16 protein-coding genes are annotated in these 18,173 nt (G+C 34.3%); 15 read left to right on the top strand and 1 reads right to left on the bottom strand.

Annotated elements, in window-relative coordinates:
• The first annotated feature begins 3 nt into the window (after positions 1–3).
• From dpaL to J418_RS0103340, 15 genes are all read left to right on the top strand, one after another.
• Positions 4–1,227, top strand: coding sequence for a diaminopropionate ammonia-lyase (gene dpaL / locus J418_RS0103410; RefSeq protein ID WP_017894795.1), 1,224 nt, complete (start codon positions 4–6; stop codon positions 1,225–1,227).
• Complete coding sequence (locus tag J418_RS0103405) at positions 1,220–2,806, top strand: N-acyl-D-amino-acid deacylase family protein (protein ID WP_017894794.1); 1,587 nt, start codon at positions 1,220–1,222, stop codon at positions 2,804–2,806. The genes dpaL and J418_RS0103405 overlap by 8 nt, the downstream gene beginning before the upstream one ends.
• 19 nt (positions 2,807–2,825) lie before the next feature.
• Positions 2,826–4,010 carry a YgeY family selenium metabolism-linked hydrolase gene (locus J418_RS0103400; protein ID WP_017894793.1) on the top strand — a complete coding sequence of 395 codons (1,185 nt, stop codon included), beginning with the start codon at positions 2,826–2,828 and terminating at the stop codon, positions 4,008–4,010.
• Positions 4,010–5,392: a dihydropyrimidinase gene (gene hydA / locus J418_RS0103395; RefSeq protein WP_017753089.1), complete on the top strand. Its 1,383-nt coding sequence runs from the start codon at positions 4,010–4,012 to the stop codon at positions 5,390–5,392. The genes J418_RS0103400 and hydA overlap by 1 nt, the downstream gene beginning before the upstream one ends.
• A gap of 82 nt (positions 5,393–5,474) precedes the next feature.
• Positions 5,475–6,803: a putative aminohydrolase SsnA gene (gene ssnA / locus J418_RS0103390; RefSeq protein WP_017894792.1), complete on the top strand. Its 1,329-nt coding sequence runs from the start codon at positions 5,475–5,477 to the stop codon at positions 6,801–6,803.
• Between the two features lie 13 nt (positions 6,804–6,816).
• A complete protein-coding gene (locus J418_RS0103385) occupies positions 6,817–7,905 on the top strand; it encodes a 4Fe-4S binding protein (RefSeq protein WP_017894791.1) in 1,089 nt (362 codons plus the stop codon).
• Complete coding sequence (locus J418_RS0103380; RefSeq protein ID WP_017753086.1) at positions 7,902–8,465, top strand: nucleotidyltransferase family protein; 564 nt, start codon at positions 7,902–7,904, stop codon at positions 8,463–8,465. Before J418_RS0103385 ends, J418_RS0103380 begins: the two co-directional genes overlap by 4 nt.
• 33 nt (positions 8,466–8,498) lie before the next feature.
• Entirely contained in the window at positions 8,499–10,619 is a 2,121-nt protein-coding gene (locus J418_RS0103375) for a xanthine dehydrogenase family protein molybdopterin-binding subunit (protein WP_017753085.1), read from the top strand.
• Positions 10,603–11,088, top strand: a complete 486-nt coding sequence (locus J418_RS0103370) for a (2Fe-2S)-binding protein (RefSeq protein ID WP_017894790.1) — start codon at positions 10,603–10,605, stop codon at positions 11,086–11,088. Before J418_RS0103375 ends, J418_RS0103370 begins: the two co-directional genes overlap by 17 nt.
• A complete protein-coding gene (locus tag J418_RS0103365; RefSeq protein ID WP_017894789.1) occupies positions 11,067–11,900 on the top strand; it encodes an FAD binding domain-containing protein in 834 nt (277 codons plus the stop codon). Before J418_RS0103370 ends, J418_RS0103365 begins: the two co-directional genes overlap by 22 nt.
• Positions 11,893–12,384 carry a nucleoside deaminase gene (locus tag J418_RS0103360; protein WP_017753082.1) on the top strand — a complete coding sequence of 164 codons (492 nt, stop codon included), beginning with the start codon at positions 11,893–11,895 and terminating at the stop codon, positions 12,382–12,384. The genes J418_RS0103365 and J418_RS0103360 overlap by 8 nt, the downstream gene beginning before the upstream one ends.
• Positions 12,381–14,144 (top strand): adenine deaminase, encoded by a 1,764-nt coding sequence (ade, locus tag J418_RS0103355; protein ID WP_017894788.1) that lies wholly within the window; start codon positions 12,381–12,383, stop codon positions 14,142–14,144. The genes J418_RS0103360 and ade overlap by 4 nt, the downstream gene beginning before the upstream one ends.
• 296 nt (positions 14,145–14,440) lie before the next feature.
• Complete coding sequence (locus J418_RS0103350) at positions 14,441–15,535, top strand: FecCD family ABC transporter permease (protein ID WP_017753080.1); 1,095 nt, start codon at positions 14,441–14,443, stop codon at positions 15,533–15,535.
• Positions 15,532–16,311, top strand: a complete 780-nt coding sequence (locus J418_RS0103345) for an ABC transporter ATP-binding protein (protein ID WP_026093983.1) — start codon at positions 15,532–15,534, stop codon at positions 16,309–16,311. The genes J418_RS0103350 and J418_RS0103345 overlap by 4 nt, the downstream gene beginning before the upstream one ends.
• 75 nt (positions 16,312–16,386) lie before the next feature.
• On the top strand, positions 16,387–17,490 hold the full coding sequence (locus tag J418_RS0103340) for an ABC transporter substrate-binding protein (RefSeq protein ID WP_017753078.1): 1,104 nt from the start codon (positions 16,387–16,389) through the stop codon (positions 17,488–17,490).
• A gap of 58 nt (positions 17,491–17,548) precedes the next feature.
• Here the strand turns inward: J418_RS0103340 and J418_RS0103335 are convergent, their stop codons facing one another.
• Entirely contained in the window at positions 17,549–18,049 is a 501-nt protein-coding gene (locus tag J418_RS0103335) for a hypothetical protein (protein WP_017753077.1), read from the bottom strand.
• Positions 18,050–18,173 lie beyond the last annotated feature (124 nt).

Here is an 18,173-nt window from a genome sequence, read left to right as displayed (position 1 = left end):
ATTATGTTAAGTGAAATAAAATTTAAGTATAATTCCAATTCAGGAGATAAAATATCAGATATAAGCAATACGGATTTCTTGTCTAAAGAATCTATAGGTACTGTAAGAAAATTCTTTGAAACATTTCCAAATTACAAAGCTACACCACTTCACAGTTTGAATAATTTAGCAAAATATCTTGGAATAGATAAAATTTATATTAAGGATGAATCAAAAAGATTTGGCTTAAATGCTTTTAAATCATTGGGAGGCGCTTATGCAGTTAGCAATTGTATTTGTGAAAAACTTGGTATTGATATAGAAGATGCAAGTTTTGAAATGCTTAAATCAAAAGAAATAAAAGATAAAATAGGAGACATAACTTTTGTAACTGCAACTGATGGAAATCATGGTAGAGGAGTAGCGTGGGCAGCTAAAAATTTTGGATACAAATCCATAGTATATATGCCTAAGGGATCTGCCAAAGACAGACTTGAAAATATAAGAAGAGAAGGCGCAGAAGCAAGTATAACAGATATGAATTATGATGATGCTGTAAGATATGCCAAAAGTGTAGCAGACAAGATAGGTGGAATCATGGTTCAGGATACTGCATGGGATGGATATGAACATATTCCCACATGGATCATGCAGGGATATACTACTATAACTGATGAGGTAATTTCGCAGCTTCAAGATATGGGAGCTGAAAAGCCAACTCATGTATTTCTTCAGGCAGGAGTTGGATCTTTTGCAGGATCAATACTTGGATACTTTACTAATCTTTACAGAGAAGACAGACCTATATCTATTATAGTAGAGCCAAATACAGCAGCATGCATTTTTAAATCAGCATCAAGCGGAGATGGTAAAATTCATCCTGTAACAGGGGATATGGAAACCATTATGGCAGGACTTGCATGCGGCGAACCCAATACTATTTCATGGAAAATACTCAGAGACTATGCAAATGCATATGTTTCCTGTGGAGATTATGTATCTGCAAGAGGTATGAGGATACTTGGAAATCCATTACCAGGCGATGATCAGGTAATATCAGGTGAATCAGGAGCAGTTGGAATGGGACTTTTAAGTCTTATACTCCAAAGAGAAAAGTTCAAGGATGTCAAAGAAAAATTAAAGCTTGACAGCAACTCGAAAGTCTTGATCATAAGTACTGAAGGAGATACATATCCAGATGGATATAGAGAAGTAGTATGGGATGGGAGATGTCCAAGCTATGAGTAGTGTACTTATAAAAAATGGGATTATTGTAGATGGAACAGGTTCATCACAATATAAAGCGGACATTGTAATTAAAAATGAAATTATAAGTTGCATAGGAAAGAATATAGGAGGCAAATTTGATACTGTAATAGATGCAAATGGAAAAGTTGTATGTCCTGGTTTTATAGATACTCACAGTCATTCAGACGTACAGATACTTCTTGACCCATATGTGGAACCAAAAGTTAGACAGGGTATAACTACTGAGGTACTGGGACAGGATGGAGTGTCTACAGCACCTATACCTGAAAAATACATAAGTCCATGGAGAAAAAATATAGCCGGACTTGATGGCGACAGTACCAAGCTTAAATGGGATTGGAAAGATACCAAAGGATATTTGAAACTTCTTGAAAAAAATAAAACTGCAACAAATGTATCTTATCTTGTTCCACATGGAAATATAAGAATGGAAGCTGTAGGTCTTGAAAATAGGCCATTGACCAGGGAAGATATTCAAAAGATGAAAGACATAACCGAAAGAGAATTGAAGGCAGGAGCTATAGGTATTTCCTCGGGACTTATATATATGCCATGTGCATACAGTGAAGTAAATGAATTAATAGAGATTTGCAAGGTTGCAGCAGAGCAGGACAAGATATTTGTAGTTCATCAGAGAAGTGAAGCTGATGATATAGTAAATTCCATGAAGGAAATAATAAAAATTGGACGGGAAAGTGGAGTCAAGATTCATTTTTCCCACTTCAAAGTATGTGGAAAGAAAAATTGGGATAAGGTTGACAAGATGGCGGAACTTCTAGATGAAGCTGAAAAAGAAGGATTAAGGGTATCTTATGATCAGTATCCATATTCTGCAGGAAGTACAATGCTTGGAGTGGTTCTTCCTGGATGGGTTCACGATGGTGGAACTGATAAATTACTTAAAAGATTGGAAGATAATGATCTTAGAAAGAAAATGATTGATGATATAAAAAATGGAATTCCAGGATGGGATAATTTCATAGATTTTGCTGGCTTTGAGAATATATATGTTACTAGTGTAAAGACAGACAAGAACAAGGATTGCATAGGAAAAAATCTTGTGGAAATTGCAGATATGAGAAACAAAGATCCATATAATGCTACTTTTGATCTATTGTATGAAGAGGAAAATGCAGTAGGTATGTACGATTATTACGGAACAGAAGAACATGTAATAAAATTTCTAAAGAGAAGAGAACAGAATGTGTGCACTGATGGTCTACTTGCAGGGAAGCCACATCCAAGAGTTTATGGAACCTTTCCAAGAATACTTGGAAGATATGTAAGAGAGAAGAAAGTGCTTACGCTTGAAGATGCAATATACAAGATGACTTACAAAGCTGCAAAGACATTCAATATAAAGGACAGAGGAGTTCTACAGGTTGGCAAAAAGGCCGATGTTGTAATATTTTCACCAGATACTGTAATTGACAAGAGTACATTTATTGATCCTGAACAGTATCCAGAAGGAATAGATACGGTAATTATAAATGGAAATGTTGTACTTGACAATGGAAAAAGAAGCAAAGATTTAAGCGGAAGCGTAATAAGAATTTAATATTTCAGGGGGCATAAAGATGTTATCGGAAGAAAGAAAAAATGAAACAGTAGAATTGTGCAGAAAGCTTATAAGCACCAGAAGTTATTCAGGAGAAGAAAATGGAGTTGTAGATGTTATAAAAAGTGCATTTAACAACATGGGCTTCGATGATTTTTTTATAGATGATTATGGAAATATAATAGGACATATAAAAGGCGAAGAAAGTGGAAAATCCATATTGTTTGACGGTCATATGGATACTGTACCTGTAATTGATAAAAGTGAATGGAAATACCCTCCTTTTGCTGCTGAAATCCATGAAGGAAAGATGTATGGAAGGGGAACTTCTGACATGAAAGGTGCACTTTGTGCCATGATATGTGCAGTTTCTTATTTTGCAAAAGATATTAAAAGAAAGTTTAAAGGTGATATATACATTGCAGGAGTTGTTCATGAAGAGTGTTTCGAAGGGGTTGCTTCAAGAAAGATAAGTGCAAGAGTAAAACCTGATTATGTAGTAATAGGAGAAGCATCAAACTGTAATTTGAAAATAGGTCAGAGAGGAAGAGCGGAAATCTTAGTTGAAACTTTTGGAAAACCTGCTCATTCAGCAAATCCTGAAAATGGAATAAATGCAGTTTATAAAATGAATAAACTAATAGAAGCTATACGAAAACTTAAACTCAGCACTCATCCTTTCCTTGGAGATGGAATACTTGAACTTACAGATATAAAATCATCCCCATATCCAGGAGCATCCGTAGTTCCAGATTACTGCAGGGCAACTTTTGACAGAAGACTTCTGGTAGGAGAAACAAGAGAAAGTGTTTTAAAGCCTATACAGGATATTATTAAAAAACTTGAAGGCGAAGATGCCGAATTTAAAGCTAAAGTAAGTTTCTCGAAGGGAAAAGAAAGATGCTATACAGGTAATGAAATCGAAGGAGAAAGATTTTTCCCTGGATGGTTGTATGATAGAAAAGATGAATTTGTTGAAAAAGCATACAATGGCCTTAAAAAGGCTGGAATAGATCCGGAAATAACTCATTATTCTTTCTGCACAAACGGAAGTCACTATGCAGGTGAGGCGGGAATAAAGACCATAGGTTTTGGACCATCCAAGGAAAACCTGGCTCATACAGTAAATGAATATATTGAAATATCGCAACTTACAAAGGCTGTGGAAGGATATTATACAATTGTCAAAGAGGTGCTTTCCTAATGTCAACCATAATAAAAAATGGTAATATAGCGACTTCTGAGAAGTTGTTGAAAGGTGACATATATATCGAAGATGGAATAATTGTAGATATAGGAGAAAATATACAAAGAGATTCAGACAATATAATTGATGCTTCAAATATGTATGTAGTTCCAGGTGGTGTAGATGTGCATACCCACCTGAATCTTCATACAGGAAGTGCAGTTGCCGTAGATGATTTTTATACGGGTACGGTGGCTGCGGCCTTTGGCGGAACTACATCCATTGTAGATCATATTGGTTTTGGGCCTCAAGGCTGCAGTTTAAAACATCAAATTGATGTATATCATGGATATGCAGATAATAAGGCAGTAGTCGACTATGGATTTCATGGAGTCATACAGCATGTAGATGATCATATAATCAATGAAATGAAATATATAGTTGAGAAAGAAGGAGTAACCAGTTTTAAAATATACCTTACATATGATTTCAAACTTGAGGATCAGGACATTTTAAGGACAATGAAGAGATTGGGAGAACTTGGTGCAGTTACTGCCGTTCACTGTGAAAATGATGGAATATTGAATTATTTTAGAAATTTCTATTTGAGCAGAGAAATGAAATCACCTATATATCATGCACTTAGCAGGCCTGAAGAGGCAGAAGAGGAAGCAGTGAATAGAATGATTACACTGGCATCTCTTGCAGGAAATGCACCACTTTATATAGTTCATGATTCTACAGCAAAGGCTGCCAAATTAATAGAAAATGCAAAGAAAAACAAAAGGAATGTATTTGGAGAAACATGTCCACAATATCTTTTCCTGGATGAAACTCTTTATAACAAACCTGATAATGAAGGACTTAAATACATAATGAGTCCACCTCTTAGAAAGAAATTCAATCAGGATATTCTTTGGAAATACATTGAAAATGGTACATTGGATGTAGTTGCTACAGATCATTGTCCTTTTAATTTCAATAAAGAAAAACAATATGGAATAGGTGACTTTAGTAAATGCCCAAATGGAGCACCTGGAATTGAAACCAGATTACCACTACTTTTTTCAGAAGGGGTTATGAAGAAGAGGATAAGTATTAATAAATTTGTTGATATAACAAGTACAAAACCTGCAAAAATATTTGGGCTTTATCCTAAAAAAGGAGATATAAAAATAGGCTCAGATGCTGATATAGTCATTATAGATCCAAAGAAGAATATGACTATAAAAAATGATATGCTTCATGAAAATGTGGATTATACATGTTATGAGAACTTTGAACTTCAAGGTTATCCTGTAATAACCATGTCAAGAGGAGAAGTCATAGTAGAAAATGGACAATTCAAAGGCAAAAAAGGCAGAGGAAAATTTATTAGAAGAAGTGTAAGTAAAGTTTAGAGTTCAAAGAACAAATATCAGATAGCAAAAATTGGACTTTGATATTTGAACTTTAGACTTTTGAAAAAAGGGGTGATAAAAAGTGCTTGTAAAAAATGGAACTGTACTTAAATTTGACAAACACAACACCATAGTAAAAAATGGTGCAGTATATATAAAAAATGGAATAATAGAAGAAGTTGGACCAAGCCAACAACTTGAACATAAATATGAGCATGAAGAACAAATTGATGCTGCAGGAAATTACATAATGCCCGGAATGGTGTGTTCCCATTTTCATACCTATAGTGCTTTTTCACGTGGAATGAATATTGGAGGAGATCCATCAAAAAATTTTCTTCAAATACTTCAAAATCTCTGGTGGAGATTGGATAAAAAATTGTCCATGGAAGATATATACTACAGTGGACTTGTATCAGCTATTGAAGCAGTTAAACATGGAACTACATCTATTGTAGATCATCACTGCAGTCCCTATGCCTGTACGGGCAGCTTGAATGAATTGAGCAGAGCTTTTAAAAGTATTGGAGTAAGAGGAAATTACTGCTATGAAGTGTCTGAAAGAGATGGAATGGAAATAGCAGAAGAAGGACTTAAGGAGAACTATGATTTTATAAAAAAATGCAGAGAAAATAAAAATAGTCTGATAACCGGATCTTTTGGAGTCCATGCAGCTTTTACAGTTTCTGATGAAACTTTTAAAAGGGCAGTTGAAATGCAGAGGGAGCTTGGATGTGGATTTCATATTCATGTATCTGAAGGTATGGCAGATGAAGATATAAATCAATACAGATATAGGAAAAGTGTAGTTAAAAGACTCTATGATCTTGGGGTTTTAGGAGAAAAAACCATAGCCGTTCATGGAGTAAATATAGATAAGGATGATATTGAAATATTAAAGAATAGTGATACTATGGTGGTTCACAATCCTGAATCCAATATGAATAATGCAGTAGGACTTCCAGATGTAAGTTACATGCTTGATAGAGGAGTACTTGTAGGATTTGGTACAGATGGATTTACTACAGACATGTTTAGAGAAATCCAAACTGCTTATGTAGTCCATAAGATGATAAAAAAAGATCCTTCGGCAATGGGATTGGATTCTATTGAAAAAATGGCATTTTACAATAATGGTGAAATAATAAACAGACTTTTTGGAAAGCCTGCAGGTGCTATAGAAAAGGGATGTTTTGGAGATGTGATAATAGTGGATTACAAAGATTATACACCTGTATCAGGAGATAATATATTAGGTCATCTGGTGTTTGGGATGGGTGCCTCCAATGTAGTATCTACTATTATAAATGGAAAGATAATAATGGAAAATAGAAAATTGAAGAACATAGATGAAGATAAGATTATGACAAAAGCACGTAGTTTATCTGAAAAGTTGTGGAAAAGAATTTAAGGAGTGATTTAGTATGGCAAAAACAAGTGTTAATATATGTGGAATAGAGTTTAAAAATCCTGTAATTGCAGCAGCAGGTCCACCTACAAGAGATGCAGAAATGATAATAAAATGTGCCCAAGGAGGAGTAGGTGGGGTTGTAAGCAAAACTATATCTACAAAGGCTGCAAAAATACCAAAACCATGTATGGCAACTTTTGGTGAAAAATTTTTAAACACAGAATTGTGGTCTGAATTGACTCCAGAACATTGGATTGAACATGAATATGAAAATTCAAGGAAGAGCGGCGTACCTATAATAGTAGGGCTTGGATACAAAGAAGATGAAATTGCAAACCTTGTTCCAAGAGTGGATAAATTTGCAGATGCATATGAAATATCAGCTCACTATGTAGGAAGAGATATACGCGCAGTTACCGGCCCACTTGAAGCTGCAAAAGCTCATACGGACAAGCCTGTTTTTATGAAGATAAGTCCTGGGGTAGCCGATGTAGGAAAGTTTGCATCAATGCTTGAAAGTGAAGGAGCAGATGGCATCGTAGCTATTAACTCTGTGGGACCATGTCTCAGCATAGATGTAGAAACAGGACTTCCAAGAATGGGAAGCCAACTGGGCTATGGCTGGATGACAGGTTCAGCTATAAAGCCCATAGCACTTAGACATGTATATGAAATATGCAAAGCAGTTTCCATTCCAGTATTTGGTGTTGGAGGAGTTAGCTCGGGAAAAGATGCCATAGAGATGATAATGGCAGGAGCATCTGCCGTTCAGGTCTGTACAGAAGCTATAATACATGGACATGATGCTTTTGGTAAAATTGCTCGGGAAATAGATGAATGGCTTGATTTACATGGATATAATTCCCTTGATGAAATAAGGGGGATTACTATAGGGAAAATGAAAAAAAGAGAGTCTGAACTTTATAAAACTGTATTTCCGTCAGTAATTCAAGATAAATGTATAGGATGTGGAAACTGCAAGACAAGCTGTATGTATGATGCTATATCAATTGCAGACAAGAAGGCATTTATAGATAGATCAAAATGCTTTGGATGTGGACTTTGTACTACAAAATGCAAATTCGGTGCTATAAAACTATGATGGTTGAGGGCATTGTTTTAGCAGCAGGGCTGTCTTCAAGAGCAAAAACTTTTAAAATGGCCCTTCCATTTAGAGGAAAAACCATTATTGAAAATTGCGTAGAGAACATGATGCAATATTGTAATAAAGTATATGTTATAGGTGGACACAAGATACAAATTATACAGAGAATATTAAAAGATTATGATAAAGTTAAGATAATATATAATTCCAATTATAAACAGGGCATGTATTCTTCTGTAAAAACAGGTATAACTAAACTTGAAGGAGACAAATTCTTTCTGACACCTGGAGATTATCCTCTGATAGATAAAAGTACGTATAATACTTTATTGAATAGATCAGAGGATATTGTAATACCCACATTTAAAAAGAAAAAGGGTCATCCTGTATTTATGGAAACGACAATTGGAAAACAGCTGCTATATGATAATTCCTATGACAATTTGAGAGATTTTATAAATTCAAAAGGATTTATACCGGTTGAGGTTGAAGATAGAGGCATAATTTTAGATGTTGATACTATGGAACAGTATAGACGATTGACAACTCAAAATTGACAGTTCACAGTTGAAAGAAGGGAGCTATTCATTATGGAAAATAATATAAGTGATTCTGTAATAAGACTTGATGCAGAGGAAAAAATATCTGGAAAAGCCAGATATCTTTCTGATATAGAATATGAAGATGTATTATATGCTAAAACACTTAGATCTGAAAGAGCAAGGGCGAAAATACTTTCTATAGACTTGCCTGATATTCCAGAAGGATATTTTATTGTAGGTAAAGATGATGTGCCTGGGAAAAATGTAGTAAAAATAATGTTTGATGACTGGCCGATTTTTGCAGAAAATGAAGTAAACTATATTGGAGAAGGTATACTTCTTGTAGTAGGACCAGATAAAAAAGTGATAATGGATATCATGTCTAAAATAAATGTTAAATACGAAGATATACCTGGGGTTTTTACTATAGATGATGCCTCACAAAAAGATGATAAATTCATAGAATACAAATATTCCAAAGGTGATATGGAAACCGCATCTAAAAATGCTGCTTATGTATTTGAAAATGAATATACTACAGGTTATCAGGAACATGTATATATGGAGCCCCAAGGTATTGTTGGAATTTATAATAATGGAAAAATTACCATTGATGGTTCCATGCAGTGTCCATACTATGTAAAAGATGCAGTTGTTCAGGCGATGGAGCTTGATTATGATAGAGTTCAGATAAGACAGACCACTACAGGTGGAGGATTTGGAGGAAAGGAAGATTATCCATCACTTTTAGGATGTCAGATTGCAGTAGCAGCTTATAAGGTTAAAAAACCTGTAAAACTTGTATTTGAGAGAAATGAGGATATAATGTCCACTACTAAAAGGCATCCATCTAAAGTCAGATTAAAAAGTTATGTGGACAAAGCTTATAAGATAATTGGAATGGATGCCAATGTAAGATTAGACGGAGGAGCTTACTCGGGTCTTTCAAATATAGTACTTCAAAGAGCTCTTTTTGCAGTATGTGGAGTGTACGATGTAGCAAATGTCAAAGCCAAGGGCACAGCTCTTAAAACAAACAAAGTTGTATGTGGTGCCTATAGAGGATTTGGTGCTCCACAATCATTATTTGCAGTTGAGTTATTTATGGAATATATGGCGAATAAACTCAATATAGATCCACTGAAATTCAGAAGGATGAATTATGTAAAAAAAGGCAAAAAATCCCCTACAGGAGGAACATTTAAAGAAGATATATTATTGGATAAAATTACGGACAAAGTACAGGAAATGTCTGATTACAAGAGAAAGTACAAGGATTACATGTCAGAAAATAAATTAAAAGGTATAGGAATGTCTGTATTTTTTCATGGCGGTGGTTTTACGGGAAATGGTGAAAGGGATATTATAAAAACCAGGTTAAAGATGAAAAAAAACAAGGACAATACTGTGGAGATACTTGTATCAAATGTGGAAATGGGACAGGGACTTGCAACTACTTTCAGAAAGATAGCTTCAAAAACTATTGGTATACCAATAGAAAGAATAATATATAACAATCCTGATACGGATAAAGTACCAAATTCAGGACCAACGGTAGCTTCAAGGAGCATTCTTATAGTTGGAAAGCTAATACAGGAGGCATCTCAGAAGATAAAGGATCAATGGAGTGCAAAAGATGAATTTGAAGTTATAACTAGATATAGACATCCAGAAGAAGTAGTCTGGGATGCAGACAAGTTTATAGGTGATGCATATAACACCTATGCCTGGGGTGCCAATGTAGTAGAGGTGGAAGTGGATCCACTTACTTATGAAGTAGCAATTAAAGGTATATGGACTGTTTATGATGTAGGTAATGCAATAGATGACAATATTGTCAGAGGACAGATAGATGGAGGAGTAACTCAAGGGCTTGGTTATGCCTCTATGGAAGTTTTAAAGTCAAAACAGGGAAAACTTGGCCAGGCTACATTTACAGATTATATTGTTCCTACAGCCATGGATTTTCCCAGAATACATCGTGAATTGGTAAACGTACCTTATTATAATGGACCTTTTGGTGCAAAGAGTGTCGGAGAACTGACTTTTGACGGGGCGGCACCAGCCTATGCCATTGCAGTTGAAAATGCCATTGGAAAGCCATTGAATGAAATACCAATAACACCTGAAACTATAATGGAGGTAATGAACAATGAAGATAAGCTTTAATTTGAATAATAAATATGTAGAAATTGAGGCTCCAGGTGTTAAGAGGTTGCTAGATGTTCTAAGAGATGATTTTAAGCTAACTGGAGTAAAAGAAGGCTGTGGCCAGGGAGAATGTGGTGCCTGTGCTGTTATAATAGATGGTAAATTGATTAATTCCTGTTGTGTTCCTGCAGCCAATGTGATAGGAAGCAAAGTTACAACCATTGAAGGATTAAGGGATACCAGGGAATTTGAATTGCTGGATCAATGTTTTAAAGAGGCAGGTGCTGTTCAATGTGGATTTTGCATACCTGCAATGATAATGGCATCTTATGCTCTTTTAAATGAAAATTCAACTCCTACGGAAGATGATATAAGAAGGGGAATATCAGGCAATATATGTAGATGTACAGGATATAATATGATAATTGATGCTATAAAATTGGCAAGTGAAAGGGGAAGAGACATATGGAGAGCTTTAAACCGCTAAATATTGAGGAAGCATTTGATATACTCAGTGTAAAAGATGCAATTATAGTAGCTGGTGGAACTGATGCCATGGTAAAGCGAAGAACTGAACCAGGAATTGTACCTGAATTTGAAAATGATGTAGTTTTTATAAATGGAATAAGAGAATTAAAGAATATCAACAGTGATGAAAATTATATATATATTGGAGCAGGTTGCACTTATACTGAGGCAGCAGAAAACGAACTTATACCAGATTGTTTTAGAACAGTAATAGCTGACATAGCTACTCCTGCCATAAGAAATGCAGGAACTCTTGGAGGAAATGTATGCAATGCATCTCCTGCTGCAGATATTCTTCCACTGCTCTATGCCCTTGAAGCTAAACTTTTAATAGAAAGCAAATCTGGAAATAGGACTATACCCATAGAAGATTTTGTAGTAGGTCCGGGAAGAACCGACCTAAAGAAGGGTGAAATATTGACTTGCATTAAAATTCCGCTAAAAGAATACAATTTATTCTATTATAAAAAAGTTGGAACCCGTAAGGCTGCTGCTATTTCAAAGATATCTTTTGCTGGATTTGCAAATGTTAAAACAGGCAAAATAAAGGAATTTCATGCTGCTTTTGGTTCCGTTGGCCCTACTACAGTTAGAGTAAAGAAAGCGGAAGAGGAAATAAAGGAAATGAATATAGATGAGGCACTGCAACTTTATGGAAATTCTATAAATCCAATAGATGATCAGAGATCTACAGCCATTTATAGAAAGAAAGTTTCAATGAATTTGCTTAAAGATTTTATAGGAAAAGTGGAGGAAAAATATAATGGATAGAGTCAAGCATCTATATTATTTAAGAAGAGCAAATGAAATTGCCAAGAATTCGCGTGAGCATGGAAATACACCTTTTGGAGCACTGCTTGTAGATAAAGATGGTAATATACTTCTAGAGCAGGAAAACATAGAGATAACAACGAAGGATTGTACAGGGCATGCTGAAACTTCGCTTATGAGAAGAGCATCACAAAAATATACAAAAGAGTTTTTGAAAGAGTGTACACTATATACTACATTTGAGCCATGTGCAATGTGTTCGGGAGCTATTTATTGGGGAAATGTAGGAAATGTAGTATATGGACTTACGGAAAAAGAACTTTTAAATCAGACAGGAAATGATGAGCAGAATCCAACTTTTGATCTTTCCTGCAGGGAGGTATTTGAAAGGGGACAGAAGGACATTAATGTAATAGGGCCTTTTAATGAATTGAAGGATGAAATTTTGAAGACTCATGAAGGATATTGGAGGAATAACAATTGAAAACTTATTCTAAAATAAAAAATCTTATACAAAGTGGCCTGGGAGAGATACCATGTGATTTAAAACTTTCAAATGTAAATTTGGTAAATGTATACTCTGGTGAAATATATAATACAAATATTTATATAGAAGATGATAGAATTGTTTCCATTGACCCGGAAGTTCAGATGAAAACAAAAAAATCTATAGATTGCGGCGGAAAATATGCTGTTCCTGGTTTTATTGATTCACATTTACATATTGAGACTACCCTGCTTTCTCCAGAGGCTCTTTCAGATGTGATAGTCCCTAAAGGTACAACTACTTTATGTGCAGACCTTATGGAAATTGCAAATGTATGTGGAATAGATGGAATCAAGGCACTTTTAAATTCCATAGAAAAATTACCTTACAGAACTTATATTGAAATTCCATCAAGAGTCCCTACGGCTCCGGGACTTGAAACTACAGGTGGAATCGTTGGCTTAAATGAAGTCATTGAAGCACTTGACTGGAAAGAGACGATCAGCCTTGGAGAACTTGATCCATCAAAAATATTATTTAAAAAAGAAGAGTACTTGAAGAAAATAGAAGCTGCTCTTAGCAGAAGAAAAATAGTTAACGGGCATGCTATAGGAATAACTGGAATAGATCTTAATGTATATTCTGCATCAGGTATGAGTGACGATCATGAATGTGTGTCCTTTGAAGAACTTCTTGAGAGAATAAGACTTGGAATGGACGTATTTATAAGAGAGGGAAGTTCTGAGAGAAATGTTGAGAGGCTTATAAAAGGTGTTGTAGAAAATAAGCTTTCCTATGAGCATTTGATGTTTTGCACTGATGACAAGCATGCCAGTGATATAAAAAGTGAAGGGCATATAAATTACAATGTAAATAAAGCTATTTCCCTTGGAGTACCACCTGTAAATGCCATCCAGATGGCTACTATAAACGCAGCTAGACATTTTAGACTGGAAGATGAAGTAGGAAGTATTACCCCTGGAAGAAAGGCAGATATTCTAATAGTGGAAGATTTAAATAATATAGAACCGAGTATGGTATTTTTTGAAGGAAAACTTGTAGCAGAACAGGGAAAGTTAACTTCATCAAAAGTTAGTTCTGAATATCCACACTGGATAAAAAATACTGTAAAGTTCAATAAAACAATAACTCCAAAATCTTTTGAAATAAAATCTAAAAGTAAAAATTCAACTAAAGTAAATGTAATAGAACTTATTAAAGATCAGATAATAAATAAATGGACAACGGAAGAACTTGAAATCAAAGAAGGATTAATTAAAAATAATTTACAGGAAGATATTTTAAAACTTGCAGTGGTTGAAAGGTATGGGAAAACTGGAGGTATTGGAATTGGATTTGTAAAGGGATTTCATATTAAAGATGGAGCATTGGCATCTTCTGTATCCCATGATCATCACAATATAGTATGTGTGGGTACGGATGATTACAATATATCACAGGCTGTTAATGAAGTTAAAAATATTCAGGGCGGTTTTGTGCTTGTAAAGAAAGGAAAAGTTATTGGAAAAATGAACCTCCCTATTGGAGGACTTATGAGTTCTCATGATTCGGCATCAGTTATAGATGAGATTACCAACTTAAATAATCTTACCCGTGAGATAGGATGTACACTAGCTGCACCTTTTATGACATTGTCATTTATTTCACTGCCTACTGTACCCGAACTTGGGCTTACAGATATTGGACTTGTTGATGTACTTAAGCATAAAATTATTTCTACAGAAATTAAAATATGATTTAAATGTCAAAGAAGGTGGTTCTCCATCTTCTTATTATTTTGATACGTTATAACATCTTTTATAATAAATATCCTTAATCATTTATAAAATACTAAAAAGTGATAAATAATCATAAAATATGACTATTAATTATCAATATTGCAATTAACATTAAAAAGTATTATTATATTACCAATGAACTTTTAGACAATATGTATTTAAACATAGTAGTACTGATTTTATATATTAGGTTATAATACGCTATATTATGTTATGTAATTATAATACGATAAAGGGAAGATGGTGTGACGTTAATGAAAGAAGGATTAGATACTTCTTCAACAAATATTAAAAAAGTGAGTAAATCCATAGTTAAAGAAAATGGACAAATTAAGAGAAATATATGTTATGCAAACTGGATATTTTTATTACTGCTTATAGTTACTTTTCTATTCTCCTTTACTGTAGGTACTTATAGATTATCAGTATCTGAAATTATAAATGTATTTTATACTAAAATAACAGGGGCTCCTTCTTTATATGGAGCAAATGTAGAAAATGTAATATTTAGGGTTAGAATGCCAAGAATATTTGGAGCTGTATTTATAGGATGTGCTCTTTCAGCAGCAGGTGCAGCTTATCAGGGATTATTCAGGAATCCAATGGTAGCCCCTGATATACTTGGGGCTTCAGGAGGAGCAGGATTTGGGGCAGCTCTTGGTCTTCTACTTTCTTTCAGTTCCGTGGAAACTCAGATCATCTCATTTGTATTTGGATTAGCAGCAGTACTCATTACGCTTGGCATTAATTCAGCAATAAATAGGGGAGAAGAAGGATCTGTACTTAGCCTTATACTTACAGGTATGGTTATATCAAGTCTTTGCCAGGCCTTTATAGCTTTAATCAAATATGTAGGAGATACAGAAGACAAGTTACCTGAAATAACATTCTGGCTTTTAGGAGGGCTTACTACTACTACTTCAAAAGATATTCTAATTATGATTGTACCAATGTTTATTGGATTAATTCCCCTATTTCTTTTAAGGTGGAATTTAAATGTACTTTCTTTTGGAGGGGAAGAAGCAAGATCACTTGGAGTAAACACTTATAGGATGAAGGCAATTGTAATAATCTGTTCTACGTTGATTACAGCTGCGTCGGTTTCAATAGGTGGAATAATTGGATGGGTAGGACTTATAATACCCCATCTGGCTAGAATGATTGTAGGCCCTAATTATAAAGTTGCCCTGCCTGCATCTATGATTATCGGAAGTATATATCTATTGCTGGTAGACGACATAGCAAGGGGAATATTTACAGCTGAAATTCCACTTGGAATACTAACTTCATTAATTGGAGCTCCATTCTTTATATATTTACTTTTAAAAGGAAGAAGGGGATGGATATGATTTTGGATATACAAAATATATCCTGTGGATATGGAGTAGAAACTATAATAAGCGATATATCCCTAACTGTAAAGTCAGGTGAAATATTATGTATTCTAGGACCTAATGGTGCTGGAAAAACTACTCTTTTCAAAACTATATTGGGATTTTTAAAATTAAAATCAGGTAAAATATTGATGGATAATGAAGATATAAAAAACTGGGACAGAAAGAGAATAGCAAGAGCTATAGGATATGTCCCCCAGGCACATACTACCCCTTTCCCATTTACAGTTGAGGATGTAGTAGTTATGGGGAGAACGGCTCATTTAGGTGCTATGGGTTCTCCAAGCAGCAAAGATATGGAAATTGCCGACAAGAATATACAAATGCTTGAAATAAGTTATTTGAAGCATAAAGTTTATACTGAAATAAGTGGAGGAGAGAGGCAGATGGTACTAATTGCAAGAGCACTTACTCAGGAACCGGATATTCTCATAATGGATGAACCAACTTCCAATTTGGATTTTGGAAATCAAATAAGAGTATTAAGGCAGATTTCAAATCTTGCTAAAAAAGGACTGGCAATTGTAATGACTTCTCACTTTCCTGATCATGCATTTTTGTGTTCTACACAGGTGGCACTTTTAGAAAAGAACAATAAATTTAGAGTTGGAAGTGCAAATGATATTGTTACAGAGGAAAATCTCAAAAATGCCTATGGAGTAAATGTAAAAATTATAACTACTAATTCTGGTGATGGATACGAGATCAAATCATGTGTTCCATTATTGTAAAACTAATCTTAGCTATCAAAGACAGGAAATACTGTCTAGGATATAAATAATTATATTAAAGGATGTGGAATTATAATGAAAAATAAGAAACGTATCAGAAATCTAGCTATAGTTATGCTTTCTGTAGTTTCACTATTGGCTGGATGTGGTCAAGCCAGTACAAACTCTAATAAGAGTTCTAGTGAAAATTCAACCAAGCAGGAAAGTAAACAGACTGTTGTCACAGATTCAACTGGTGCCAAGGTAACTGTACCTAACAAGATTACTAAAATAGCTGATGCATGGCCTGCACATAATGAAATAGTAGCAATGCTTGGTGGAAGCAGTAAAATAGTTGCAACTATTGATTCGAAGAAAGCATACCCTTGGCTTTATAAAGTATTTCCTGATATGAACAAGGCTCAGACTATATTTACCAATACAACTGTAAACACCGAAACCCTTGCAAAATTAAAACCAGATGTACTATTTATTCCAACTGAGTCTAAACTATTGGCAAAGACAAAGGAACTTGGAATTCCTACTGTTCAGTTGATATTCCAAAATTATGATGACTTGAAGAAAGTTGTAAATATAACAGCACAAACTCTTGGGGGCGATGCCCAGTCTAAAGCAGACAAGTACAATTCTTATTTAGACAACAGACTTAAATCAGTAAAGGCTGTAACTTCTAAAATACCAGATTCACAGAAACCAAAGATACTACATATAGAATCATTCAAACCACTTACAATTGATGGAAAAGATACTATAGTAGATGATTGGATACAGGCAGGTGGAGGTAAAGATGCAGCTGAAATATCTGGAAACAAGAAACCTGCATCTATGGAACAAGTACTTAAGTGGAATCCTGATATTATAATAATGGGAAAAAGTGTTTTGAATGACAAGAATAGTCCTATAAAGAGTTTGGATGAATTATACAGTAATCCTCAGTGGAGTCAGGTAAATGCAATTAAAAACAAGAAAGTATATGTAAATCCAATGGGAGTTTTCCTCTGGGATAGATATGGTATGGAATCGGCACTCCAATTTCAATGGCTTGCAAAATTGCTTCATCCAGATCAATTCAAAGATCTTGATATGGTAAAAGAAACACAGAATTTCTATAAGACTTTCTTGAATTACAATCTTACTGCAGATGAAGCCAACAAGATTTTAAACGCTCAGAATCCTTAACAATAAATAGCATCAAAGGAGATGTCCTTAAAATTATTTAGGGTCATCTCCTTCTTCTTTAATTTGTGTTTGAATAATACTTAAATAATATTCTAGTTAAGTGTTCAGCATGTTCTTTTTCATCACTTGATATTAGATAAATTACATGCTTGATATCTTGCTGGCGGAACTCAGCAAAAAGTTGTTCATACAAAATTACAGCTTCAAATTCACCTTTTATATCGGCTCTAACGTTATTTAAAATAATCTGACTATCATAATTGGGTTTGTATGATTGCATAACTGTTTTTATACCGGAGGATTCACTTTTTTGAATGTTGTACTTTTGATATTGAACTGGATCATATTTACGAAGTAAATTAAGTAACATTACGTAATGATTTTTTTCATCTTTCAGAATGCTTCTCCAAGCAGTATTGATATTCTCCATATTTGAGTCTGAAATGTGCTGCACATATCCATTTATAGCAATAATTTCACCTATAAGAGCTTCACGTATTTTATTTGTAAAAAAATATGGATATCCTTGCGGTTGGCCATTTTTAACTGTATAACTCATTATAATGCCTCCAAGTCTTTTATATTCATTATATTAGAGATTATTTAAAGTATGCTTAAATATAACAGTTTTTAATTTAATTTTAATCTGTTTAATATATAATATTAATGAGCAACATAACTTA

This window comes from Clostridium tyrobutyricum DSM 2637 = ATCC 25755 = JCM 11008, from assembly GCF_000359585.1.
Classification (GTDB): Bacteria; Bacillota; Clostridia; order Clostridiales; family Clostridiaceae; genus Clostridium_B; species Clostridium_B tyrobutyricum.
This window is presented reverse-complemented; position numbering and strand designations above follow the sequence as displayed.